Genomic DNA, 26,993 nt, shown 5'->3' on the forward strand with positions numbered 1-26,993 from the left:
CTAATGTTACCATATCATCTACAGCAGACTTAAACTCTTGTCCAGCTCGTAAAGGTACTAAATTTAATAAGGATACGTCCATAAAATTTCCTCTTTTCTTCTCATCTACTATATAGCATTCAATTTATTTTTAAAGGAATACACCTAATCTAAGTTCACGTAAAATCTTGCTGAAGGTCACTGAATCTAGTTTAGTTGAACTAAATCTAACTTCTACGCCAAATAAATGAATGCACATTCATATATATTTATAAAATAAAAGAAAATAGCATGTACTCAAAATAAGTAATTTACTTAGAAATACAACTTCACTATCTTCTTTTACAGTATAACATAAAAGATTGTAAATTCAAATATCTAAATATATAGATTTTTATTTCTACTTTTATTTTAATATAGATTATATCTATTAAGCCTATCCCTTATTAAATTTATAAAATCTATTCAATATATTGAATAGATTAATGCTATTAAATCTGTTAAGACTATTAAATTGCTGAGTCTATTACTATGTATGAATTGCCATATAGTAGGTAGCTCGACCGGAACCTAAATGCTGTATAACCCCTTCCTCAGTAAGTGTTTTCATAGCTTGTAACACGGAGGCTCTAGATAGTCTAGGGCATAATCAGAATATATCTACTTAACTCTTATATTACTTAGCAAAAAAATAATCGTCCAATACCTCTCACGTATCGTCCAATTTTTATGAGTTTCTGGACGATAACAAAAAGTGTTGGACGATTATAATTCACATACTAAATATATGTACTAAAAATTAATTACACAAATAAGTCATTCAAGCTTTCAGACATAGTCGGATGTGTAAAGATAAAGTCTCTAATAACCTGATAATCTAAGTTTTGATCTATGGCCAATTTAATAAAGTTGACCATTTCATGTGATTCTGCACAGAATAATTGCGCACCTAAGATTTTGTTATTATTGTCGATTAGTGCTTTAAGCATGCCGTCTGTTTTACGAAGTACTTTTGCTTTTGGAATGGCATTAGCCGACAAGGTAACAACTCTATAATCTAAACCTGCTGCCTTTGCTTCCATTTCATTAAGGCCAACTCGAGAAAATGGCGGGTCAATAAATACAGAGTAAGAAAAGGCACCGCGATTATTAATTGTACGCTGTTGCTGGCCGTTCATATCATCTAAGATAATGCGATAATCATCAAGAGAAATATAAGTAAATTGTAACTTCCCACATACATCACCAGCAGCCCAAATGTTTGGCACATTTGTACGCAAGTGCTCATCAGTTTCTACGGCACCACGTTTAGTAAGTGTAATGCCTGCTTTTTCTGCCATAAGGCCGTCAGTATTCGGTCTACGGCCGGTAGCAACTAAAATCGCATCACCACTTACAGTATATGAACCATCCTGTTTTGTGTAATGTAATGTGCCCCCTTCAATATGTGTAATCTTAGCGCCCTTTACAATAGATACGTGCTTAGATTTCAATACAGTAGCGATTGATTCAGCTATATCACGATCTTCTCTAGGCAAAAATTCATCCCCATCCTGTACAATAGTTACCTTGCTGCCAAAGTTAGCATACATTGCAGCAAATTCTAAACCAATATATCCTCCACCGATGATAATTAGTTCTTTAGGTAACATATCAAGGTCCATTAAAGTTTCAGACGTATATACCACGTCACTACTTGCAAGTCCTTCAATAGACGGCATAATAGGTGTCGCGCCTGTATTAATCACAATTTGCTTGCCTTCTAAAGTAATATCACCTTGGTCTTTAGTCTGCACCATAATATGCGTAGCATCAACAAAGGAAGCCATACCATCTATAACATCTACACCAGCTTGTATTAATTTATCATAATTTGCTTTTCTAAGTGCTGTAGTTAGGGCTCGTTTTTCTTCAATTGTCTTTTTATAATAAGCAGCCTGTGCAGTCATATCATCTTTTGGAGCTAATTCCGCATCAGTAATTAGCCGTTTCGATGGTATGCAGCCTACATTAATACAAGTGCCACCATACATATGGGCATCCTTCTCAATTAATGCCACCGCTTTTCCCTGCTTAGCGAGTGTTCCTGCTAATGTTTTACCAGCTTTACCAAAGCCAATTACAATTATATCATATAGTTTCATATAAACCTCCTTAAAATACACGCTTACTCTTTTTCTATCTATACCCAAATTCATGCTTTACATGTTCTTTAGGCACCAAGTAAAACCTTTCGCACAGCGTAAGTCAGAGTCTTGAAAATGATTGCCCTTATTCCACTCTAATGTGCAAGTAAATGATTCTCCAATTGATTCCATATAACTTTATTATAGCAAACTAAGCAAGTCCTAAACTAAGAGTGCCAAAACAAGTAATACCAAAAGATATCCTAAACAAGAATTATTTAGCAAAATATATCATTAATTTTCATTTAATACAATAAAACAGTACTAGTACAACTAGTATTACTATAAACTAATAATATCATTATTTTACTAAACTTTTTCATAGGCTTTACATTAAAACGTTACTCATACTGTATAATATTATTAATTATATATTGATGTTGGAAACAAGGAGATTGCTTATGAATAAAAATAAATCAGGACAACCTCATTTACTCAAATATCTACTTCTTTTATCACCTATTATATTCATAGGCCTATTGTTTTTAACTGGTGAAATACGATTTATCCCAACGCTACAAATGGGATATGAAGTACAAGGTTATTTTGGCCGTCCTGGTACAGTTTTTAAAAGTGCCGAAAATCTTGATCGAATTATTAATGAGCTCACACAAGAAAAAAAATTTAAAGGCCACTCCTTAAATATTCTTGATGTATTTGCTACAGAAGATCGTATGGTAGTCACAGTTCAAGACCCAACAACTCCAACTCATTTTGATAAATATGTATATAATACAACTAATCTTTTATTTTCTGAATGGGAATACGATAGACCTTATAAACTCCCCCTTAAAGAAGATGTAGCTGATGCATTCCCTTATGAAAAAATAAATGGAGTAAAATTCTATCAATTTTATAAACTAGTACAAAATCATATAGAAAAAGAAAATATTGAACTTGATTCAGATTTAAGTACAACCTATCATATACGAATAGATTATACCAATAGAGACAGCACCAAGAAAATAAACTACATTGCCTATGTCCATGGTGTACGAGAAGATGTTTCTTTTGAAGCTGACGAAGAACTAACTAATGTTATTATTAATACAAATTAAGTTCATAGATTATAAAAAAGCACTCTCTTTACTGGTTTTGACGGATTCTTTCCATCACAGCCAACTACGACGAGAGTGCTTTTTATTATGTTCTTATTATGTCACGAAAGGTTAAAACTTATTTATATTAAGCCTACTTAATGTTTGATGCACTTAATATACTTAATGCAGTAAATGCATTTAATATACTTAACTTAAATACTCAAGCATACTTAATATACAATATGCATGTAAGCCTTACTTCTGGCGAGCTACGCGTACACGTTCTACTGTTGGATTGCCATCTTTATCAGTATGTACTGTGTCAACTGTAAATCGTTCTAACTCAGGAGCAAATTCAGTAAGAATCTTATCCGATAAAGTAGCACCATTTAACATCGCACGATATAGCATAGCAGCAAATTCATAACGCGTCATAGGACGGTTGCCATCATAAGTACCATCTGGATACCCTTGAATCATACCATTTCCAGCAAGAGTAGCTACATATTCATAAGCCCAATGATTTTGAGGAACATCTGGGAAGAGCTGTAATTTAGATGTGTCAATTTTGCGTCCTGCATGTGAATCAAGCATGGCCGACTTCATGGCTTCCATTTCACGGCACATATCTTTAATTTCTTTAGCCATGGCGACACGTGTTGTAGATATATTATTGCCTTGACCAAATTTGAGCGATATACCAGCATTAAACATATTATCGCCATTGCCTAGCGTGCCACCTACACTAAACATAGTATCTTCGTTCGTACGGTAGAACGCACCTAAGGCCATTGCATTTTCTCCACGATAATTACCATAACCAGCTACAAAATCCCATTTATCATCAGGATCAAAATCAAGTGGATGAAGAGCCGCTAAAGCTGCAGCGCCTGCACCAGCTTTATCAATGCGATTGCTCAATTGATTTACGCGACCACCTAAATGATTAATCGCTGCACTATTATTAGTTACTTGTTGGTTAACACCCTTAAGTTGTTCTTCTGTAGCTGCACGACCTACCGTGGCAAAATCTTCAGAATCTAAAGTTGTATTTGTTAAACCAGTAATTTCACCTGAATCCCCATTCACAATGATATTACCTACTTGACCAATACCAGTAGTACCGTTAAAGTCGATTTTCTTACCTGCTTCACTGCCTATATTTACTGAGCCTTCTTTACCATTCACTACAACTTGTGTATTACCCGTACCAAGAGTAATTTTATCATTAAGACCAAAGGATAATTTATTTTCCTCTTTACTTATAATGATATTTTGATTGCCGTCTCCATCTTTAGTTCCAGAGAAGTCGACTGTACTATCACTACCTACAGCGGTTTTATCTGCATCATTGACCGTTATATTCCAGCCCTGATACGAACTGCCTTTAATATCTGTTATATCCGACATAACTAATTTCAATTGCTCTTCAGTAGCAGCTCGACCAACAGTGGCAAAATCGTCAGAATCTAAAGTTTTATTAGTTAGTCCAGTAATATCTCCTACGGTACCATCAATTTTAATTGGATTATTTCCTTCTGTTACGCCACCAATAGTTACAATATCTTTCAATTTAATATTATAATCGGTAATGTTCGTTGTTGTATTTTCCTTAGTTGTTAAAGTAAAATTATCGCCCACACTGACACTGGCATTCTTGGCATTTACAGTGTATACCTTCTTACCATCTACCTCGCCTGTCGCAACTGATGCAACATTCGTACCAGCAGCTACACTACCACCTGCAGCTGCTATTTGGGCATTTAAAGCATTAGTTAAATGATAGATCTGACTACCATTAATGGCATCATAGGAATCAGCTGAAATGCGGCCTTTAGACACATTAATTATACGGCGCTTTCCACTACTATCACCTACAGAAAGAACACCATAACTACCATCAGCACTTGAAATATTCCAATTTTTATCATAATAAGAGCCTAAGTCTGCTTTAAATTCAGTAAGCTTAGTAGTAGTAAAGATATTATCAGCTTTTACCTTACTACTGCGACCTAAAGCTACACTGTAATTAGTATCTGCATCAACAGCAGTGGCAAAACCAATGGCAGTCCCACCTATGCTATTTACGCTAGCCGATGAACCGATAAGAGTTGCTCTATCTACATTATCTCCAATACTTGATTTGTAGCCACCAATAAATGAATAATCTGAGTTTGAACCAATTTTAGATGATGCCCCTAAAATCGAACTATATTTACTCTTGGTAGCTACACCATAGCCAACTACAGACGAACGCTCTGCAACTTCACTAATAGCTGCACTACTCCCCAAGCCTATACTATAACCAACTTCAACTTTAGCGCTATTCCCAAGTGCTACAGAACTACTAACGTTTCCTGGCTTAGTCGTTGTTTTAGCACCACTACCAATAGCTATATTATTAGTTCCTTTAACATTAGAATTAGATCCTATAGCTACAGAGCCAAATGAGCCTTTTTCTATAGTAGATTTTATACCTACTGCCACACTACCTTTGGCACCACTTTTAATATTAGATTCTGGCCCCACTGCCGTAGCATTCTCAACTCCACTTTCAAGTTTTGCCTTATAGCCAATAGCGAGTGAATATCTACTTTCAGGTTCACCAGCTACACCAATATGAGCATCATGACCAATAGCCAAGCTTGATCGACCGGTTACTTCTGCACTATATCCTAGAGCTGTACCAAACCAGGTGTCATCAGAAATAGTAGAGAATGAGCCTAGTACAGTGCCATGAGCCGCATTATTACCAATTCTTGCTGACGTACCACCAATAACTACGGACTGATCAGATGTATCCCCTATTTCAACCTGATGACCCATAGCAATCGCCCAGTCTACATTGGTACCAATTTTAGAATATGTATACTTCGAATTACTAGAACCAATCAGTATATTATCTGCCGAATCATCCGCAATCGTAGCATTAGCCCCAATAACTACGCTGACACCAGCTGAACTCCATTTATCCCCCATCTTAGCATTTGCACCAATAACTACGCTATATGGCGACTGATTACTTGCCGAATCACCAATTACAACGGAACCATTACTACCTACCAAATTTGACTTACTTGATGCAAGTTCTGGGAATACCCCATTTTTTGCGTTATTGCCAATTACAACAGAATTATCCGATCGTTTACCAAACTCCATGCCACTACCAATAGCAACAGAGTCCTTAATATAATCTGTTACCTTATTTTTATTGCCTATAAAAATGGTGCTATTGATTTCTTCGGTTGATGTATTATTACTACCTAAGATAAGTGAGTTACTTGCACCATAATACTTATCATTGGTATATATTTTATTGGCATTACCTATAACCCACGATGATCTTAAATTTTTTATCTCATTGCTATCACCAATAACATAATCACTACCAGTCCCAGAACCTAATGTGTTATTATCACCAGTAATATCATTGCTACTAGTATTTACTGTATTTCCATCACCTAACACAGTATTTGTTTTCGCACTAGCCCCCATGGTATTGGCTGTATCAATATGAGCCGTAAAATTACCATTTCCATCAACACCTGTTGTCCACTCTCCATTAGTAGCGGCTTCTGCTAAGCTCCCTGCACTAGCAGTCAAAGCTAACACCGCTAGAACAGTCGCCATTTTCCTCGTGGCACGGCGCCCAGAGTGTTTAGTACAGCTATGAACCAGCTCTGATACGACCACAAAACGTTGTTTTACCTTACTCCAAATCACATTATAAATCCCATTCATAATACATGTCTCCTTTCTTCACTTGTGACTGACATGATGTATTAACATTTTGGGTAATTCATATGCATTCTATTTAAAATATTATGAAGTATATATCACTTAAAAGTTGATTAAAGGCCAAGTTTTGCATTTCTTTTTTTCAGTATACCATAGGAAACTTCATAAATCATCAATAAATTTCATAAAATTTTCATGATTAGTAAAGCTATAATTCTTTTCAATAAAACCTATATTTTTAATATTTATTTCTTAAAATAATATATATATCAAAACAAGAAGATCAAGTAAAATCAAGTAAAATAAAGGACTTATTATGTATCAATATTTTTGTTGTACAATTAATGTGTATTTAAAGTATTTATCATATCCTCCTCTAATTAAATTGTAAAATTTGATTTATAAAACTTTCATATTTTGATAGCGTTCATTTAATTTTCATAATTGATATTATATTATAATCAAGAGAAAACTATCAAATTTATCTCTCTTTTTCTGAAAATTAAAATTATATTTTACAAAAATTTTACTTTATTTTAATGACTTCCTTCTATATTTTGATTATTGTATCTCTCTATCTCACTATCAAAATTAACATTAGTCAGGTAATCGATATCATTGAGACCATTAATGTCAAGGATATCATTGAAGGAGTTAATGTCATCGACATTCTTTTTAATACCTCTAAAAATAAGATTGCATAAAATTTAATTTTGTTATACAATAAAGTTACAGTAAGTAAATATACTGAAACAAACTTATTAAATATATAAAAGTACATAAGTAAATTGATTGATATACTAATTACACATTATTTCTAAATTTTTTAATCCATATTATTTATAAGGAGGATTATTATGGCAATGGTAAAAGATTATTTAAAAAATGAATTTAAAGCAAACATTGAACAAGGCAAACTTCAATATGGTGTGGCAGTCGAAATGCCTTCTGCTGATGTGGCCGAAGTATTAGCAACTTCCAACTATGATTGGTTGTTTGTAGATGGTGAACATGGTGCTCATGACATTAATTCCTTAGTTGCTATTTCTAGAGCAGTAGCACCTTATAATGTAACCCCAGTTGTACGTATTCCAGAAGCTGGCACTGGTATCATTAAACAGTTACTAGACTCTGGCATTCAAAATATTATTATTCCTAAAGTTGAAAGCGGCGAAGAAACTGAGCAGATTATGTATTGGGCATCTTATGCGCCACGTGGCAATCGCGGCATGGGTGCCGATGCAGTACGCGCTGCACGCTACGGTCGCATTGATGTAATGGAATATTTTAAACGCATTGCTGATGAAATCTGCATTTTACCTCAAATCGAAAGTAAAAAAGGTATTGAAAACCTCGATGCTATTGCCACTACCCCAGGCATTGGCGGCGTATTCTTAGGACCTATCGATCTCGCTGTAGATATGGGCCATGGCGTGGATATATTCCATCCAGAAGTAGAAGAAGCTATGGAATATGCTATCAAACGTATCCGTGAACATAATGTGCCAGTTGGTACTATTGCAGGTACACCAGAACAAGCTAAACGCTTTGCTGATTATGGTGCAAGCTTCATTGGCATTGGCGCTGATACAGAACTCTTGGCAAAAGTTGTGGATGAAAACTTAGAAGCATTTAAGAGTTATATTGAGAAGTAAAAAATTAGATTTATACAGAAAAACAGCCCCTTATATAAGGGGCTGTTTTTTATATGACTATATACTAGTACTGTAATAAATCATAATCAAACTAAAATAACTGTTGAGATACATCACTTTGATGACATCTCAACAGTTATTTTCTACTATCTTCTATTAAAAGTTAAGCTCATTGATACTTAAAGCTATACTAGAAATTCCTACTAATATAAGCCCTAAAAGTATCAGCAAGTTTTCTATATTCTTTTCTGCTTTATATCGATTCACATATTTGGGAATCATTAAAACTAGTCCTACTCCAAATAGTAAAAAAATGATACCTTTTAACATCATAGTACCTCAAATTTATATTTCCATCATAAATCTTCACATTGCTCAATTTTAAGTAATACTATTTCTAACTATTTATAATTTAAAACACATGAATTTTACATGTTTACTCGCTGTAATAACGCTACCGCCTCACAATGGCTTGTTTGTGGGAACATATCCACAGGCTGCACGTCTTGTACTTCATAGCCAAGTTCTCGTAGGACTACAATATCTCTAGCCATGGATGCAGGGTTACAAGACACGTATACGATTCGCTCCGGTTTCATGGTAGCTGCTGCTTTTAGGACTTCTTCTTTGCAACCAGCACGGATTGGATCAAAGACAATAACATCGGATTTAACGCCTCGTTTTACAAGGGCTGGCATTTCCTTAGCTGCATCAGCAGCAATAAACTCTGCATTAGTAATATTATTTCGCGCTGCATTAGCCTTAGCATCGACGATGGCAGGCTCTACAATTTCAATACCAATCACATGCTTTGCCTTTTGCGCTAAGAACAAGGAAATCGTCCCTGTGCCACAATATGCATCAATGACTGTTTCATAGCCAGTAAGATTAGCATACTCTAGTGCCTTTTTATATAATACATTGGTTTGCTCTGGATTCACTTGGAAAAATGAGTGCGGTGACAAACGAAACTCCAATGTATCAATAGTATCACTAATCGTATTATCGCCCCAAAGTAAGGTACAATCTGCCCCCATAATAACATTGGTTTTCTTCGGATTATGATTCAACACAATGCTTTTCACTTCAGGCATTTCAGCTCGAATCGTGCTAATCCAATGGTCTTTATTCGCTAAGGAAGACTTCGTTGACACGATAATAAGCATCCACCCATTTTTACCAATGCGGCCAATAATATGGCGAATCTCCCCTTCACCGGTTACTTCATTATATGGTTCAAGGCCACTTTCATTGATGAGTCGCTCACAGACTTGAGCCATTTTATTATTCCCTTCATCCTGGATTTTACAATCTACGCAAGGCACAATAGAATGTGACCCCATGGCATAAAAGCCAAGCTCCGCCCTGCCTGCACGACCACCTACAGGAATTTGCATTTTATTGCGATAATGCCACGGCGTAGTAGGTCCTAAAGTAGGTAGAACTACATCGGGATTTGTCTGACCAATGCGCTCCATAATATCACGCACTTTTTGAGTCTTCAAACGCAATTGCTCTTCATAGCTTACATGTTGCAACTGACAGCCACCACAAATGCCATATACAGGGCAATCTGGTGTAATGCGATGCGGCGAGGCTTCTAAAATCTCTACAATCTTGCCCGTAGCATACTTCTTCTTTACTAAATCAATGCGCACTTTTACTACTTCTTCAGGTAACGCAAAAGGAACAAACACAGTAAAGCCTTCATATCGGCCTACGCCTTCACCGCTATTACCTAAACCATTAATGCGCACTTCATAGACTTGACCCTTTTCCACAGGTACAATTGACTTCATTGTTATAACTCCTTTTCATCTCATTGGGCTACTCATGCCTCATTTCAGTCTGTTTATATCCCTCTTATTATACACTATATTCAATGCTTCGCTTAACTGGAATATAAAGTTTTGTCACATACTGTTCCACCTGTTTAGTAGCCACTTGTCCGATAGTATATTCTTCGAAAATATCACCATTTACTTCATAGCCCATAGATTCCAGTTTTTGGATTAAATAAGGATATGAGTCAATCAATGTTTCATAAGATCCCTTCACATATGTTATAGCGTAAAGCCCACCAGGTCGCACGGTAGATGTGACTTCAGTTGTAATCCTATATAGGCGATGGATACGAGTAAAGTCATTGGCTTTAACGTCTGCTTCAGCGAGCACTGAGCCAGTATATACAACACCAGACATTTGAGCATCTTTTACAAATTTCGTGTAGGCTTCGCCCCAATAAGTATTTGAGGTAACAGCCTCGTCTCCTAAAAACTCACTATATACAATAGGCTGATCCTGTAACTCTATAAAATTAAATTCTTCTATTTTCGCATGTAAGCCTTCAAGAGTTTGTTCTTTTACATAATGCAAACTATGTTGTAATTTTTGTAATCGCTTTATTTCTTCCGCCACTTTTACTTCTTGCTCTGCCATTAATTGAAATAGTTGCTCTGGCGTAGGATTTTCTGTATATGAGCTTAGCTCTTTAATAGATACGCCCATTTCACGGAGGGAGTATAAAACCCAGAATACCTCGATTTGACTGGCATCATAATAGCGATAGCCATTTTCACCCACTATAGCAGGCTTAAAAAGATTTATTTTATCATAATAAAGCAAAGTATCTTTATTTATGCCAAATAATTTGGCAAATGCTCCTGTTGTATAGCGAGTACGACCAATTCGTTGCATGCTATCCTCCTTCGTAAATTATATTTAGCCTATTTTTAATTCTAAAACTATTGACCCTAGACTTACTCTATAGTTTATACTACATTTGCCGAAAGCTCAATGACAATAAATTCCACGAAAAGAACTCTAGCTCAAAGCATACCATCTCTAATGACTTACTATCTTTAATAACTTGCTAGCTCTATAACTTACTATCTCTAATGACTTACTATATTAACGAAAAGGAAAATCTCATGCTAACTTACATTCCCATTACTAATAAATCAGAAGATTATTACAAGATAAAAACCTTATATCGCCATAGCTTCCCTACGCTAGAGCAATTACCCTGGCCTTTATTGTCATATCGTGCACTTACTGGTTCTGCTTGGCTCCTCAGTTTTTATGAGGCAAATCAATTTATTGGTTTTGCCTATATAATTCCTCATCGAGATATACTTTGCATTATGTTTATGGCAATTACACCAAATCAACAAGGCTTAGGCTATGGCAGTCAAATCTTACAGCAAATAGAACGGGATTTTAAGAACTATCGACTCTGTCTCTACATGGAAGAGCTAAACCCAAAAGCCCCCAATTATGAAGAACGAATCCAGCGTAGTCAATTTTATTTTCGCAATGGCTATACGCCTATGCACTATACAGTCCATGAATCAGGTGTAGTGTATGACATGCTAGCTGCTAATGGCAAAGTAAGCGAACTAGAGTACACAGAACTAATGAATAATTTTTTAGGCCCATATTTGCGACATATATATCACAACTCCCTGGAGCCAATCTTTACAGCATTAAAGTATATCTCTTAATTATACTACTGTTTCAGTTGAAGTCATGCTGTATAAACTTAATAACACAAAAGAGATGTTATGAAATGACATATATCACTTCACAACATCTCTTTTAATTTTTATAGGCTATAAGTTTAAATGTCTAATCTCAACTCTTATTCGCCTCTATAATGTGCCAATATAATATAGAGGCTTAGCATTACTGTGCGATAGACAGGCCTTACTAGCATTTTTAGTATTAGTAGCCCTTAGTATTATATCAATCTAATTAGCTAGCTTGACCTTCTTGAATCTTAATGAGGCAATCGCCACTTTCGATGCGGCTGCCTTCACGCACGTAGATTTCACCAACTAAACCATCTACTGGAGCGGTAATCGTTGTTTCCATCTTCATAGCTTCTGTTACTACTAATGGTTCACCTTTAGTAACTAATTGACCTTTATTTACAAGAATCTTAACTACAGAACCAGATAATGTAGCACCAACTTCACCAGGTTGTGATTTATCTACTTTATGACGTACAACACCAGTAGTCTTCACATGTTTATCGCGAATCTTAATATCGCGCGGCTGACCATTGAATTCAAAGCTTACAATACGATTACCATCTTCATCGACTTCACTAATGTGAATCAATTTAATGATGAGCATTTTACCTTTTTCAATAGTTACATGAATGGCTGTACCACGTTTCATACCAAAGAAGAAGGTTGGTGTATCAAGTGTTGAAATATCGTCATAATCACTGAGGAATTCTACATGATCGCTGAATACTTTTGGATATAAGCAATAAGCGATTACATCTTCATCAGTAGCTTTAGAGCCCATTTCAACTAAATGTTTACGCACATCTTCAAAATCAACAGGTTCTAAGAATTTACCAGGACGACCAGCCAATGGCTTCTTCCCTTTTAAAATAATCTTTTGTAATTTTTCAGGGAAGCCTTGATATGGTACACCTAGATACCCTTGGAAGAATTCAACTACGGATTGTGGGAAATCTAGAGTTTCCCCTTTAGCATATACATCTTCTTCAGTTAAATCATTTTGTACCATGAATAAAGTCATATCACCAACTACTTTAGAGGATGGCGTTACTTTGATAATATCGCCAAACATCATATTTACTTGATGATACATTTTCTTAATTTCAGCCCAACGTTCGCCAAGGCCTACACTCTTAGCTTGTTGTTGCAAGTTAGAATACTGGCCACCAGGCATTTCATGTTGATACACTTCAGTGCTTGGATATGGATTTGTTTTATCCACACCTTTGTAATACGGACGAATGGACGCAAAATAATCACTCATTCGTTCCATATATTCAGCATCAAGAACTGGTTGACGTTCATGACCGGTTAAACCATAGTACAAGGAATTCATGCTTGGTTGACTAGTACCATTAGCAAACGCGGAATATGCCACATCCACTACATCAACGCCAGCATCAATAGCACGCCCTAAAGAGTATAACGCATTGCCTGCCCCTTCATGAGTATGAAGATGAATTGGCACATTGACAGCATCTTTAAGCGCCGCTACTAAATTATATGCTGCTTGAGGTTTTAAAAGGCCTGCCATATCTTTAATCGCAATGATATTAGCACCAGCTTTTTCCACTTCTTTCGCCATTTTAACATAATAATCTAGATTATATTTTGTACGACTTGCATCTAAAATATCGCCCGTATAGCAAAGTGCCACTTCAGCAATTTTATTTTGATTACGTACTTCATCAATGGCTACATGCATATTATCTAAGCTGTTTAAGCTATCGAATACGCGGAATACGTCGATACCATTTTTAGCTGATAATTCAATGAATTTGCGCACTACATTGTCTGGATAGCTTGTGTATCCTACAGCATTAGCACCGCGAAGCAACATCTGTAATAGTACATTAGGCACTTCTTTGCGGAACATGCGTAAACGTTCCCATGGATCTTCATGTAAGAAGCGATACGCTACGTCAAATGTAGCACCGCCCCAACATTCAAGGGAGAATAAATTAGGTACCCCACGAGCTGCTTCCCCAGCAACGCGCGCCATATCGGCTGTACGAAGACGTGTAGCAAATAAAGATTGATGCGCATCACGCCATGTTGTATCAGTAAAATATACCTTTTGTTCACCCATTAACCATTTACTGAATCCTTCAGGACCTAATTCATCAAGCTTTTGCTTAGTCCCTGCTGGTGGATCCATTGGAAGCATTGGTGGCATTTGAATTGGTTCAAAATTAGGTAACTCTTCATGCCCTAAGTTTTGATAGCCATTTACCGTTACATTCGCAATATAACGCATCATTTTAGTACCACGGTCACGCACTTGTTTGAACACGAATAATTCAGGATGTTCATCAATGAAGTTTACATTACATTTACCGGATACAAAGGTTGGATTTTCCAATACATTGATAAGGAAATGAATATTAGTTTTTACACCGCGAATACGGAACTCACGAAGACAGCGAATCATTTTATTAATACAGTCTTCTGGAGTCAATGCATGTGAAGAGGCTTTAACTAATAAAGAATCATAGTATGGAGTAATAACGGACCCTGTGAAAGCATTGCCGCCGTCAAGACGAATACCAAATCCACCACTAGAGCGATAAGCCATCAATTTACCAGTGTCTGGCATGAAGTTATTGCTTGGGTCTTCTGTAGTAATACGACATTGAATAGCTTGACCAATGCATTTAATATCTTCTTGTTGTGGCATGCCAACAACTTCATCAAATAAGGAATATCCTTCGGCAACGCGAATTTGTGTATGCACAATATCAATGCCTGTTACAAGCTCAGTAATAGTATGTTCTACTTGAATACGAGGGTTTACTTCTATGAAGTAGAAGTTGCCATCAGCTGTTACTAAGAATTCAACGGTACCAGCGCCTACATAATTTACATTTTTCATGAGCTTAACAGCAGCATTACAAATGCGTTCGCGAGTTTCTAGTGGCAACGCCCAAGCTGGAGCAATTTCAACTACTTTTTGATGACGACGTTGTACGGAACAGTCGCGTTCATGTAAATGAACTACATTGCCATGTTCGTCACCAATAATCTGTACTTCAATATGTTTTGGTTCTACGATGAGTTTTTCTACATATACATCATCATCGCCAAACGCCATTTTAGCTTCTGATTTAGCGCGGTCATACGCATCGCGTAATTCATCCATGGACTCAACGGCACGCATACCGCGACCACCACCGCCATTAACGGCTTTAATCATAAGTGGGAAGCCATGTGTTTTAGCAAACTCTTCTAATTCCTCAAAATTATTAAGAGGGCCATCACTACCAGGAATCATTGGAATATCAGCTAACTTAGCTTGAATACGAGCATTTACTTTATCGCCAAACATTTCCAAATGGTCAAGATGTGGACCAATAAAAATAATTCCTTCTTCTTCACAGCGTTTTGCAAATTTAGCGTTCTCTGCTAAAAAGCCATAGCCAGGATGAATGGCATCTACATCATGTTCATGAGCGATGCGAATAATATCTTCAATATCAAGATATGCATCTACTGGCTTTTTACCACGGCCAACTAAATACGCTTCATCCGCTTGGTTACGATGTAATGACAGCGAATCTTCCTTAGAATAAATAGCTACTGTGCGAATACCCATTTCATTACATGCGCGAAATACGCGAATAGCAATTTCTCCACGATTCGCTACCAATACAGACTTAATTTCTTTCATCAGACTTCCTCCCTCAATATTCAATATTGATATACTTAATATTGTAGAAGTATTCAATAATGAATACAACCTATTTTTTCATGTATACACGATACATATATGTAACTTTTGAACATGTATTCCTTTGTTATACTACAGCCTATGTGGCTCCTTCTATATAGTTACCATCTAAAGAAGCCTTCTAATCAAAACTTAACCTTGGTACAACTGGAATAGTCCAAAAAAGTATAATGCCTCTAAGACCATAACAACGCCCATAATACGCTTAAACCAAAGTACGTACAGGCGATAATTAGGTTGTATTACTACGCGCCCTAAGCGCTCCAAACGACCTGTTAACCAGAATACAGGAATTAAATATCCTATAATAAAGGAAATAATCATAATAGAAGCAAGCTTCCACCCTGCTACCGCTAACGTCGCTACAATCCAAATATAAATGGGCAAGCGATCATAGCGCCAACTTAAACCACTTTTGATACCGCGCCAAACAATGGACAGCGTGCGCTGCCACACCTTAGATTTCCGCTCAATACGTCGATCTTCGCGGGCTGAAAATGGCACTGGATGGATAAAAGCGACCCACTCAAAAGACTGTAAGGCCATAGTCAAGAGCAATAAGCTCCAAATCACATAGGACCAACGGCCAATGGTATAGGGACCTAAAATCCAAGATCCTACTATACCAACTACAATAACCGATGCCACCATGCCAATCGCATAGTACATGCGCTTATATACATGACCGACTAAACGGGGCAAAATAGTTGCCACCGTTTCAGGCACTAAAGACGTGCCGATGCCAGTCAAAAACATAAGACCTACTAAAATCATTTGCCCTATAGGTGTACGCAGTATATCCGATAAGTACAAAGTATATTCAATTAACATACACGCTTCCTAACCTAAAAACTCGCGCATGAGATTTTCTAATGCCTCTTGATCAAAGGCACCCATAGTTTCTCGTGCGGAATGCATCGCTAATAAAGGTACACCTACATCCATAGTGCGAATTGGCAAAATAGATGACGAAATGGAGCCCACTGTAGAGCCACCAGGGATATCCGAGCGATTTACATACACTTGATACGGAATATTGGCAGTTTCACAGATAGACGATACCACACCAATGGCCTTAGCATCACCTGCATAGGACTGGCTAGCTGCAATTTTAAGGACTACCCCTTTATTTAAAATAGGGAAATTAGTAATATCATTTTTCTCTGGATAGTTTGGATGATATGCATGCGCCACATCAGAGGAAATCATAAAGCCGCGGGCCATATCGGCATACATGTGTTCCTTCGTATAGCCTTGACTCATATAAATGCGCTCTAGTACTTGAGGCAGAACCATGGAGGCACCACCTTGTTTAGTCCGGCTGCCCACTTCTTCATTGTCAAATAAAGCAATCATGCGCAAGCCATCTACATTCGCTTCCTTAGCCGCTTTAATCCCTTCTAAACAAGCCATGCAAGACGTTAAATTATCTAAACGTGGCGAGCTAATAAACTCATCATTGCGACCTAATGTAGTGCCCCCTTCTACAGGGTATACAGTCAACTCATAGGAAATAATATCCTCTGGATTGCAATGCACTTCTTCGCTTAAAAAGCTAAGCCATTCTTCCTCTAATGGCGCACTTTCATCAGGTAATTGCCCCATCATCATAAAAATAGGTAACATGTGATTTTGTTTATTTAAGGCTACGCCCTCATTGATTTGACGATTCATGTGAATGGCCAAATTAGGAATAGTCAATAAAGGTCTCTGCACATCAATATAATGAACTTTTGGCTCATATAAATCGTCTTGGCGGCATACTACCACGCCCGCTAAAGATAAGGGACGATCAAGCCAAGTATTTAAAATGAGACCGCCATAGGATTCAACATTAAGTCGCCCATAGCCTTTGTTTTCTAATAAAGGATTAGGCTTAATGCGAAGGGCTGGAAAATCTGTATGAGCTGAGCCTACATGAAGAGACTCTCTCATATGCTGACCAATGTGAAAGGCCACTAAGGTAGAGTCATACACTTTCACAAAATAGTCGCCAGGCGTTAAATTCCACTCTTCACCTAAGGTGATTTCTTTAAAACCTGCACGCTGTAAAAAATCCGCCGAGGCCATTACAGTATGGTACGGCGAAGTGCTTCTATCAATATATTCTAATAACTTTGCTATTGTGTTCATAATTCACCTCTTGAACTAGACAATGTACATTTAATTATAACACATTTTAGCGTAAAACTAAAAAGCGAGGACCCAATGGATCCTCGCTCAAAGAGATATCATAAACCTCGTATAACCTAAATTACCAAAGGCCTAATACTTTCCACCATACAGTGCCGAGACCTAACCAAATAATGATGTTAATTACAGATGCAATAAAGCCGAGTCGCCACCAAGTATTTTGGGTCATATACCCTGCATTAAAGCAAATAGGTGATGGACCAGCTGCATAATGTGTTAAACTCATGCATAAGTTAGAGAAGAAAGCGAATGCAAGCATGGCAAGCATTGGAGGTGTCCCCACACCAATAGCCACCGCTACAAAGGCTACATACATAGCTGTAATATGTACGGTTAAGCTTGCAAAAATATAATGAGAGTACATATAGATAAGGATTAAAATAATAAATGCTGCAATCCAGTTAATACCAGATACTTCCGCACCTACGATAGTCGCAAACCATTTAATAAAACCAGTTTTATTAAGTTGGCCTGCTAGGGCAATCATAGTACCCATCCAAACTAATGTATCCCAGCCACCTTTTTCTTCGGTAACATCAGACCAAAGAAGAACTTTAGTAACAAGTAAAATACCAACGCCTAGTAATGCTACTGTCGTAGCGTTAAGACCTGTAAATTGGCCAGTAGCCCAGAGAATTAAAGATAAAATAAATACGCCAAGCATTACTTTTTCAGCAAAACTCATAGCCCCTAAGTTTTTAAGTTCTTCCGCAATATGAGCTTGTACTTCGCGAGTATCTTTTAATTCTGGCGGATAAATCTTGTAAAGCACAAGTGGCATTACAATTAAAGCTACTAAGCCTGGCACAATAGCAGCCATAGCCCAACCGCCCCAAGTAATATTAACACCAAAGGACTCAGCTACTAAGGAAGCAATTAATGTATTGCCCGCCATAGATGTCATAAACATAGCGGAGGTAATTACATTGCCTTGATAAATCGATTGGATAAGAAATGCTCCGATTTTACGAGCTGTATCGCCTGGTTCCGAACCAAAAGCTGATGCTAAGGAACGAGTAATTGGGAAAATAACCCCACCTGCACGAGCTGTATTGGAAGGTGTAGCTGGAGATAAGATAAAATCACTAACTACAAGTGCATAGGACAATTTTAACGAATTGCTACCTACTGCTTTAATCAAAGTGTATGCAATACGACGTCCTAAACCTGTTTTAATGAATCCACGGGAAAATAAGAACGCTGCTACAATCAACCAAATAGATGTATTGGCAAAACCAGCTAAGCCATCACCAATTTTTAATGTATTCGTAACAGCTGCAATGACAATACTTAAAATCGAAATAGCACCAATCGGTAATGGTTGTAATATAAAACCTAAAATAGTGCCTGCAAAAATTGCAAATAAGTGCCACGCTTGAGGTTTTAATCCCTCTGGTACTGGCACAAACCAAATGATTAAACCGACAACTATCGGAATAATCCATGACATATACTTCTTCATATCATGCCCCACCCTTTTTTAAACAACTTTGTCTACTTTTATGATATCCCTTTACTTATAAAAACAAAAAACTGCTTATCTTATAACCTAACAGATAAGCAGTTTTTTGAATTCAACTTAGTTGTATGAATTCCCTAGTACATTCCCCTGTCACGTCCGTGATAGGCTCTCATACTATTGAGGTAGCTCAACTTGTTCTAGGTTCGTCTTTTCAATTTGCTCCAACTTACCTGCGTCGCAAAGTTCTGCTACTTTAGGATCAATTGGGAGACGGCCTAATAGCAATAAACCATATTTCTCTAATACTTCATCAATATGGCTTTCACCAAAGATTTTATAATCTTTACCATTATCTGGACAATGGAAATAGGAGAAGTTTTCTACAGCACCAATGATAGGAATTTGCATGAGTTCAGCCATTTTAACAGCTTTCTCAACAATCATAGAAACCAAATCCTGTGGTGAAGTAACAACTACAATGCCATCAAGTGGAAGTGATTGGAATACAGTGATAGCTACATCGCCTGTTCCTGGAGGCATATCTACAAATAGATAGTCAATATCCTTCCAAATAACATCTGTATAAAATTGTTTTACTACATTGCCTACAACAGGACCACGCCATAAAACAGGGTCAGATTCATTTTCTAGTAAAAGGTTAACAGACATAATGTCAACGCCACCTTCAGAAGTCAATGGATGCATTCCTAGTTCATCAGCAGGAGCCTTCCCTTTAATCCCAAATACTTTAGGAATAGAAGGACCTGTAATATCACCATCTAGAATACCTACTTTAAACCCACGGCGTGCCATAGTAATGGCTAGCAAACTAGTAACGAGGGATTTACCAACCCCACCTTTACCGCTCACTACACCGATAACATGTTTAACACTACTAAATTCACTTAATTGCGCCATTAAATCTTGAGGCGCTTGTTGTGCGCTACCGCAAGAAGATTTGGATGCGCAGCCACCGCAGCCACCTGAACTGCCACAACTCATAATTACACCTACTTTCAAATAGTTTCATCATATAAGAACTATTTAGATATATCAATTATACTGGCATGATTCAAACAAGACTGTTAGCATGCCTAGGGTAAGTGTATCATAATCAACTAGTAAGTTCAACGAAAAGCCCCGGACATGCAAAAACTGCATAGACTCGGGGCTTTTTCTATTCCGTTTAACTATTAGTTAACCTGTTTTAATTAATTTTATTAGTTCAACTTATTATTTAATATACTGTTTAGATAGTTGGCCTACAATTTTCATGCCTGCTTCAATTTGTTCTTTCGAAGGGAATGTAAAGCTTAAGCGAAAATCTTGGCAAGTTGTACGGCCATCAGTCGCAAAGGCTGCACCTTTTACAATGCCTACCTTATGCTCCATACAAAGTTCAAAGAACTCATCACAATTTACAGAATCTGGCATAGTCATCCAAATAAACATGCCACCTGTTGGCTCAATAAACTTCACCGCATCACTACCATGAGCTTTAAAGGTTTGCATCATTAAATCAGCTTTTTCTTTATAAATACGAGACACGCGTTCAATTTGCGCATCATAATCTATATAGTCTAATAAATGAGACACTACACGTTGAGTCACTAAAGGCATTTGACCATCAGAGCTATTTTTAATGCGCTGAATCGCTTCAATTACCTCTTCTGGGCCATATAAGAAACCAACACGCAAACCTGCCGATAAAGTCTTAGAATAGGAGCCTGCGTAAATGACACGATTATCCACATCAAAGGATTTAAATGTTGGTACTATTTCATCGGTGAAACGAATTTCTCCATATGGATCGTCTTCATAAATAAAGAGACCAAACTCTGCAGCTACAGCATAAATTTCTTTACGTCGTGCCAATGGCATAGTAAGGCCAGTTGGATTTTGGAAATTAGGAATTAAATATATATAGCGTCCTTTTCCTTGGCTCTTCTGAATTGCTCTACGAAGTGCCTCTGGGTCCATCCCTTGCTCATCGCCCTCTACAGCTACTGGTACAGCTCCCATATTTTTTACCGCACCTATAGCACTTGTAAAGGTATACGTATCCATATATACTTCATCACCAGGATTACAAAGAGTGCGTGGCACTAAACCTAAGTCTTGACCAGCACCAATGGAAAGCAATAATTGCTGCCCTTCTCGTGGCATTTGACGTACTTTTACTAAGCGCTCAATGGTTTGCTCCCGTAAATGGTCATCCCCCATCATAGGACCATATTGCAAAATCTCAATTGGATTCGTATGCACCACTTCATCAAAGGCTTTTTGAATAGCTTCCACTGGAATAGCCTCCGAGGCTGGATTACCAATGCCAAAGCTAATGAAGCCTGGAATTTTTGCACCTCGTTCAAATACTTCACGGATAAAATTAGGCCCTTTCAACTGTGCCTTTTCTGGTAATGTGTACTGAAATTTCATAACTCTCTTCCTTTCTACTTCGGTACTCAATTTATGCCTATTGTCATAAATAGTACCCCTACCTTTTACTCAATCATTTGTTTTATTTTCTTTTTGTGCTTCACGCTTTTTCATATAGTGCTTATATATATACCAAGCTGCAATATACACAATCGTAGCCACCACTATAATGATAGTCAAGCGGTCTAAATGCTCATGTAACATCACCGCATCATGCCCTACGACTACTTCTAAAGCGGTAGATGGAAACTTACCAATTAAGTTAGCAATAGCATAATCTCTTAAACTAATGCGACTAATGGCACCTAAGGCTGTAATAATACCTGATGGAAAATAGGGAATCGTACGAGCAAATAACATGACAACTAAACCATTTTTGCTACTGAAATCATCCACCTTAAGCAAAAACTTACTCTTTTGAATTAATTTCTCAGCTGTATCGCGTAAGAAGTAACGCATAATTAAGAAGCTAATGATGACCCCCAATGTCTCCGCTAGCCAGGAGATAATAATACCTGGCACAAGGCCAAAAATTAAGCCATTAGCAGTAGAGAAAAATATGGAGGGCAAAAATCCAGCTATATTGATAATGACATCGAGCACGAAGCTGATGACAATAGCCCATGGACCATAGCTTTGTAATACTTCTGCAATATGATGCACATCACCTGTGCCTAGTAAATCTATCATCTGTCCATAAAAACCAGGCACAAAAATCTCAAGACTGCCCAGTAATAGTATGGCTATAATCCCCACAATTATGCGTACTTTAGTTTCAGCTTTCATATCCTCTTCCTTATTAACACCTGTTATAGATAAAAAACCTTCTATAGTACACTATTGTACCATAGAAGGTTTTCTTCTAACAGAGAAATATAAATATACTACAGCTATAAAGCTACTGCTACTATAAATATCCTGCTGTTATCAATATTCTATTCCTATGTATTACATTCCGACTTTAGACATCAACTGCTCAATCAAGGCCCGTTGTTGTTCTAATTCAGTCTGTTGTGCCGCTAAGCGCCCTTCTTGATCTGCTACAGTACTTTCAAGCGCTGTATTCTTAGCTTTTAAAGAAGCTACTTGGTCAGTTAATTCGCGCACTGCATTAGGAGCACTTGGTCGTATACCATCACCTTTTTGCCCAAAGCGAACAGATACTCCCGCATTGACCATTTTTTCATCTCCAAGTGTACCGCCAACACTGAAGAGTAAGTCTTCGTTAGCTTGATAGAAACCGCCTAAAGCAACAGCTTGCTCCCCTTTATAATTGCCTACACCAGCAGCTACAGTAAACTTGTCATTTTCATCAAATTGAAGTGGATGTAAAGCAGCTAATGCAGCAGCCGAAGCGCCCACCTTATCTACACGTCTGTCTAATTTATTTACACGATTATTAACAGAGTTTACATTGTCATTAAGTGTCATGACATTATTTTCTAAATTGTCTACACGATCAGTTACTTCGCCAACTTGAGCATCTACAGTATTTACACCTAATTGATCTTTAAGCTTGCTTACGGATTCATCAGATAATACTAAATTAGATCCATCAACATTAGCCTTATTATCAAGCTCAGGCTTAACAGCCGCTTTGATAGCATCGTCAGATACATTCACAGCATAGGTTTTTGCTTCTCCATCAGTACTATCGTTAACAACTTCAACTGTTGTATTTGTGCCATCTACGAGTTTGACAGACTCTTTAGCTAATTCTTTAATATGGTCATCGGTGGCTTGGCCTGCTACTACGCCTTCTACAGCTTTATCAATGGCATCTTGTAAAGTATTGCCTGTAACAAAGCCAGTGTCACCAGTACCTAAGTCAGTTTTAAGTGCTTCATAATCAAATCCGACTTCATAATTAATGCTATGAGCTGCATCATTAGGTTTTGGTTGTACGGAAATGTATTTACTATCTTTTTCAGCTGTAACAGTCACCGCTTCACGAGCTAAGTCTTTTACTACATTTTTACCCTCAGCTGTAATATTACCTAAATCAGTATTTGCTTTATTTTCTAAATTTTGGTTAATAGTAGAAATATCACCTTGGATAGTATTAATATCGCCTTTTGCTTGAGTTACCTCATCTTTTACTTTAGAAATATCCCCTTGAATTGTAGTGATACTCCCCTTATCACCTGTCATAGCGTCAACTTTAGTGGCAATATCATGTAATTGACTGCCATTCACTGCATCAGTAGAATCTTCCGCAATGCGACCAGGTGCTACATGAGTAATTGTATTACCACCCATATCTAAACCGGTGCTAGTCAATTTTACAGTCTTTGTATTGCCCTCTACAACACTGCTTAATGTAAGACTACCATCTGTTAAAGTTAAGTTTTTATTTAAATCAACAAGGAATTCTTTACCTGTAGAACTATTAGTTTTCGAATCATCTAAAATTAAATTTCCAGAAGTGCCTACAGTAACAGTTTCTACGCGGTCTATCTTAGTTTTTACGCCATCACTAAGGCCTACTTTATAATTTGTTACACCAGTTTCAGATGTTGTATCAGGATCAATAGAAACTAACGCTGTATCAGCACTTGTCACTTTAATAGCTCCTACAGCAGTGTCTTTAGCAAGAGCTATAAGCTTAGCTTCCCCTTCTTGAGTTAAATTACTTAAAGAAGTATCGGCTGCATTAGCAATCTTATTTTTAATGCCATCTGCTAAATCTAATGTATATGTAGTTATAAGAGTATCTGTGTCTGAATTAGTGGTTAATTTTAATGAATCCCCATTAGCTGCTACTACAGCTTTTTCAGCACTAAGTTTATATACTGTACCAACTGCATCTGGTGTATTAGCAGTTACATCTTCTACTGTAACATTTGTATTAGCATCGGCAAAACTTACACGAGCATTTTTAAGCTGTGCTACATTCACTGCATCGGTGTCCGCTGTACCGACAGCTACACCAGTGATTTGACGTGTAATACCTGTTGCAGTATCACCAACGGCAATAGATCCTTCAGTAGACTCCCAAGTGGATACTAAAGCAGCATAGTCTTTAAATTCTTTACTATCATAGTAAGCTTTACGCGCTTTAGTAATATCCGTCTCAGCTTTACTTCTTTCTTTAGTTAAGTCACTAATTTTTTTATTAATTTCTTGTTTCTGCTCATCAGTTTGTGCTGTTTTTATTAGGCTCTCTTTTAAATTTTTTATCTGTGTATTAATCTTTGTAAGATTTTCATGATACGTTGTTTCTTTATTTACATAGTCAGTTTTTAAAGGCTCTACCTTAGCGGCTAAGTCAGCTAATTTAGTTTTATCCGCATCAGATAAGCCTGTAATATCATTATGTGATTCCAATACTGCATTCGTTGCTGGATTGTAGCCTAAAACACCATCTGCTGTATTGGTAACAGAGCGTTCACCTAATGCTACACTGCCCATAAGACTTGCCTTTGAGTTCATCCCCAAGGCAATAGTGCCCATTTCAGTACTGTTTGCTTCTGAACCAATGGCAATACTACCATAACCGTTAGCCTTACTCCGATCACCACCAGCAAAACCATAGTACGCTTGGCTTTTAGCCATATGACCTACGGCTACAGAGCGACGACCAGCCGCTTCCGTAGTATAGCCAAGAGCTACACCATATTCACTATAAGCCTTAGCTGCTGGGCCAATAGCTAGTGTATTACCGGCTCCTGCCACAGATGATGAACCAATGGCAATGCCGGCTAATTGAAATGTTTTCGCCGCTACCCCAATAGCAATAGCGCTACCGCCATAACTATCTGGCATACTTAAATTAGTTGGAATCCCCATAGTTTCAGCACGTTCACCAATGGCAATATCATTTTCTCGCTTAGCCATACTTTGATGGCCCAATGCCACAGTTGATTTACCTTCTGCCTTAGCTTTTCCACCAATAGCAATGGCATCAGTACCAGTAGCACCATCATTATCATAATTTGTGCCTGCCGCTTTTTCAGTCGTATTAATACTTACATAATGAGCCTTCGCATCAGCAACATCATTTTTAGTGGCTAGATTTTTTACAGTGAAGGTTTCACCATCATTGCGAGTAATTGTTAATGTATTATCTTTCAAGGCTGCATCAGTTACATATGTATTTTTAAGGCCATCAATCTTAATGGTATCATTAGTACCGTTATTTTCAGTATTCAAAATAAACGAGCCTGCACCTTTAGCATCATATGTAATACTGCCAGAATTTACTTTAGTATCATTGTCTGCAGCACTTACAGTATATTTAGTATACCCATCCTTAGTATTTGTACTTACAGTCACATTATCGCCTTGAAGCACTTCTACTTTAGCTGCTTTTAATTGCGCCACATTCACTGCATCGGTATCAGCTGTACCAGCTGCTACACCTGTGATTTGACGAGTAATACCTGTTGAGTTATCACCAATGGCAATAGCTCCTTCAGTAGATTCCCAAGTAGATACTAAAGCTGCATAAGCTTTAAAATCAGCACTTTCTATATACGCTTTTTTAGCCGTTCTAAGCTCTTTCTCAAGCTTACCTCGTTCCGAAGTTAATGCTTTGATCTTTTCGCTAATGGCAGTTTTTTCTTCTTCAGTTTTAGGGGACCCTAGCGTAAAGTTTTTAGTCGTCTGCGCTAATTCATTATTTAATGTAGTAATTCGATCATTATAAGCTGTTTCTTTAGCTATATATTCATCTTTTAATTTTTGCACTTTTGGACCTAAATCAGCTAGAGTTGCTCTATCTGCATCAGATAAGCCCATAATTGCCGAATTAGCTGTAAGTTGAGCGTTAGAAAGGGGATTATAACCTAATTGAGTCGACTCTGTACCTGCTACTGATAATTCACCTAGAGCCACCCCTCCCATAGAAGACACTTTAGCACTACGGCCTATAGCAACAGAGGAAATACGATTAGCTTCAGCCTCTCGTCCCATAGAAAGGCTTTCATATCCATTAGCCTTTGCTTCATTGCCTACGGCAGAACTAGCAAAGCCATTACTCTTCGAACGGTATCCTAATGCAGTAGCCCGATCAGATGTTGCTGTTGCACTATAGCCTAATGCA

Annotated in this window: 16 protein-coding genes; 3 read left to right on the forward strand and 13 right to left on the reverse strand. The window is 37.4% G+C overall.

Features of this window, described 5'->3' with window-relative positions:
* Nucleotides 1–782 precede the first annotated feature (782 nt).
* Nucleotides 783–2,123 carry an FAD-dependent oxidoreductase gene (locus QZR90_RS04080; RefSeq protein WP_295789062.1) on the reverse strand — a complete coding sequence of 447 codons (1,341 nt, stop codon included), beginning with the start codon at nt 2,121–2,123 and terminating at the stop codon, nt 783–785.
* A gap of 443 nt (nt 2,124–2,566) precedes the next feature.
* Between QZR90_RS04080 and QZR90_RS04085 the strand changes: the two genes are divergently transcribed.
* Nucleotides 2,567–3,223, forward strand: coding sequence for a hypothetical protein (locus QZR90_RS04085; RefSeq protein ID WP_295789064.1), 657 nt, complete (start codon nt 2,567–2,569; stop codon nt 3,221–3,223).
* A gap of 237 nt (nt 3,224–3,460) precedes the next feature.
* Here the strand turns inward: QZR90_RS04085 and QZR90_RS04090 are convergent, their stop codons facing one another.
* Entirely contained in the window at nt 3,461–6,946 is a 3,486-nt protein-coding gene (locus QZR90_RS04090) for an S-layer homology domain-containing protein (RefSeq protein WP_295789066.1), read from the reverse strand.
* Between the two features lie 854 nt (nt 6,947–7,800).
* Here QZR90_RS04090 and QZR90_RS04095 point away from each other — a divergent pair.
* The gene (locus QZR90_RS04095; RefSeq protein WP_295789069.1) at nt 7,801–8,598 is read left to right on the forward strand and encodes an HpcH/HpaI aldolase/citrate lyase family protein; all 798 of its coding nucleotides are present in this window, start codon (nt 7,801–7,803) and stop codon (nt 8,596–8,598) included.
* A 156-nt stretch (nt 8,599–8,754) separates the two neighbouring features.
* On the opposite strand, the gene QZR90_RS04100 is transcribed toward QZR90_RS04095, so the two are convergent.
* The 3 genes from QZR90_RS04100 to QZR90_RS04110 form a co-directional block, all read right to left on the reverse strand.
* Entirely contained in the window at nt 8,755–8,931 is a 177-nt protein-coding gene (locus QZR90_RS04100; protein ID WP_295789071.1) for a hypothetical protein, read from the reverse strand.
* 95 nt (nt 8,932–9,026) lie between these two features.
* Nucleotides 9,027–10,397 carry a 23S rRNA (uracil(1939)-C(5))-methyltransferase RlmD gene (rlmD, locus tag QZR90_RS04105; protein ID WP_295789072.1) on the reverse strand — a complete coding sequence of 457 codons (1,371 nt, stop codon included), beginning with the start codon at nt 10,395–10,397 and terminating at the stop codon, nt 9,027–9,029.
* A gap of 67 nt (nt 10,398–10,464) precedes the next feature.
* Nucleotides 10,465–11,295: a MerR family transcriptional regulator gene (locus QZR90_RS04110; RefSeq protein ID WP_295789074.1), complete on the reverse strand. Its 831-nt coding sequence runs from the start codon at nt 11,293–11,295 to the stop codon at nt 10,465–10,467.
* Between the two features lie 233 nt (nt 11,296–11,528).
* Here QZR90_RS04110 and QZR90_RS04115 point away from each other — a divergent pair, with 233 nt between their 5' ends.
* Nucleotides 11,529–12,101: a GNAT family N-acetyltransferase gene (locus QZR90_RS04115; RefSeq protein WP_295789076.1), complete on the forward strand. Its 573-nt coding sequence runs from the start codon at nt 11,529–11,531 to the stop codon at nt 12,099–12,101.
* Between the two features lie 250 nt (nt 12,102–12,351).
* On the opposite strand, the gene QZR90_RS04120 is transcribed toward QZR90_RS04115, so the two are convergent.
* From QZR90_RS04120 to QZR90_RS04155, 8 genes are all read right to left on the reverse strand, one after another.
* Nucleotides 12,352–15,798 carry a pyruvate carboxylase gene (locus QZR90_RS04120; RefSeq protein WP_295789078.1) on the reverse strand — a complete coding sequence of 1,149 codons (3,447 nt, stop codon included), beginning with the start codon at nt 15,796–15,798 and terminating at the stop codon, nt 12,352–12,354.
* A gap of 192 nt (nt 15,799–15,990) precedes the next feature.
* Entirely contained in the window at nt 15,991–16,689 is a 699-nt protein-coding gene (locus tag QZR90_RS04125) for a hypothetical protein (RefSeq protein WP_295789080.1), read from the reverse strand.
* Between the two features lie 9 nt (nt 16,690–16,698).
* Nucleotides 16,699–17,991, reverse strand: a complete 1,293-nt coding sequence (locus QZR90_RS04130; RefSeq protein ID WP_295789082.1) for a M18 family aminopeptidase — start codon at nt 17,989–17,991, stop codon at nt 16,699–16,701.
* Between the two features lie 121 nt (nt 17,992–18,112).
* Nucleotides 18,113–19,513 carry an anion permease gene (locus QZR90_RS04135; protein ID WP_307984886.1) on the reverse strand — a complete coding sequence of 467 codons (1,401 nt, stop codon included), beginning with the start codon at nt 19,511–19,513 and terminating at the stop codon, nt 18,113–18,115.
* Nucleotides 19,514–19,687: 174 nt separating this feature from the next.
* Nucleotides 19,688–20,515: an Mrp/NBP35 family ATP-binding protein gene (locus QZR90_RS04140; protein ID WP_295789089.1), complete on the reverse strand. Its 828-nt coding sequence runs from the start codon at nt 20,513–20,515 to the stop codon at nt 19,688–19,690.
* Nucleotides 20,516–20,746: 231 nt separating this feature from the next.
* Entirely contained in the window at nt 20,747–21,949 is a 1,203-nt protein-coding gene (locus QZR90_RS04145; RefSeq protein WP_295789091.1) for a PLP-dependent aminotransferase family protein, read from the reverse strand.
* 69 nt (nt 21,950–22,018) lie between these two features.
* On the reverse strand, nt 22,019–22,735 hold the full coding sequence (locus QZR90_RS04150; protein WP_295789093.1) for a TVP38/TMEM64 family protein: 717 nt from the start codon (nt 22,733–22,735) through the stop codon (nt 22,019–22,021).
* A 162-nt stretch (nt 22,736–22,897) separates the two neighbouring features.
* On the reverse strand, nt 22,898–26,993 hold a 4,096-nt coding region (locus QZR90_RS04155; protein ID WP_295789096.1), incomplete at its 5' end, for a YadA-like family protein.

Source organism: uncultured Veillonella sp. (assembly GCF_900545795.1).
Classification (GTDB): Bacteria; Bacillota; Negativicutes; order Veillonellales; family Veillonellaceae; genus Veillonella_A.

Coding starts and splice junctions, on each gene's coding strand:
- QZR90_RS04080 (WP_295789062.1), bottom strand. CDS start 2,123: ATGAAACTATATGATATAATTGTAATTGGCTTTGGTAAAGCTGGTAAA.
- QZR90_RS04085 (WP_295789064.1), top strand. CDS start 2,567: ATGAATAAAAATAAATCAGGACAACCTCATTTACTCAAATATCTACTT.
- QZR90_RS04090 (WP_295789066.1), bottom strand. CDS start 6,946: ATGAATGGGATTTATAATGTGATTTGGAGTAAGGTAAAACAACGTTTT.
- QZR90_RS04095 (WP_295789069.1), top strand. CDS start 7,801: ATGGCAATGGTAAAAGATTATTTAAAAAATGAATTTAAAGCAAACATT.
- QZR90_RS04100 (WP_295789071.1), bottom strand. CDS start 8,931: ATGATGTTAAAAGGTATCATTTTTTTACTATTTGGAGTAGGACTAGTT.
- rlmD (WP_295789072.1), bottom strand. CDS start 10,397: ATGAAGTCAATTGTACCTGTGGAAAAGGGTCAAGTCTATGAAGTGCGC.
- QZR90_RS04110 (WP_295789074.1), bottom strand. CDS start 11,295: ATGCAACGAATTGGTCGTACTCGCTATACAACAGGAGCATTTGCCAAA.
- QZR90_RS04115 (WP_295789076.1), top strand. CDS start 11,529: ATGCTAACTTACATTCCCATTACTAATAAATCAGAAGATTATTACAAG.
- QZR90_RS04120 (WP_295789078.1), bottom strand. CDS start 15,798: ATGAAAGAAATTAAGTCTGTATTGGTAGCGAATCGTGGAGAAATTGCT.
- QZR90_RS04125 (WP_295789080.1), bottom strand. CDS start 16,689: ATGTTAATTGAATATACTTTGTACTTATCGGATATACTGCGTACACCT.
- QZR90_RS04130 (WP_295789082.1), bottom strand. CDS start 17,991: ATGAACACAATAGCAAAGTTATTAGAATATATTGATAGAAGCACTTCG.
- QZR90_RS04135 (WP_307984886.1), bottom strand. CDS start 19,513: ATGAAGAAGTATATGTCATGGATTATTCCGATAGTTGTCGGTTTAATC.
- QZR90_RS04140 (WP_295789089.1), bottom strand. CDS start 20,515: ATGAGTTGTGGCAGTTCAGGTGGCTGCGGTGGCTGCGCATCCAAATCT.
- QZR90_RS04145 (WP_295789091.1), bottom strand. CDS start 21,949: ATGAAATTTCAGTACACATTACCAGAAAAGGCACAGTTGAAAGGGCCT.
- QZR90_RS04150 (WP_295789093.1), bottom strand. CDS start 22,735: ATGAAAGCTGAAACTAAAGTACGCATAATTGTGGGGATTATAGCCATA.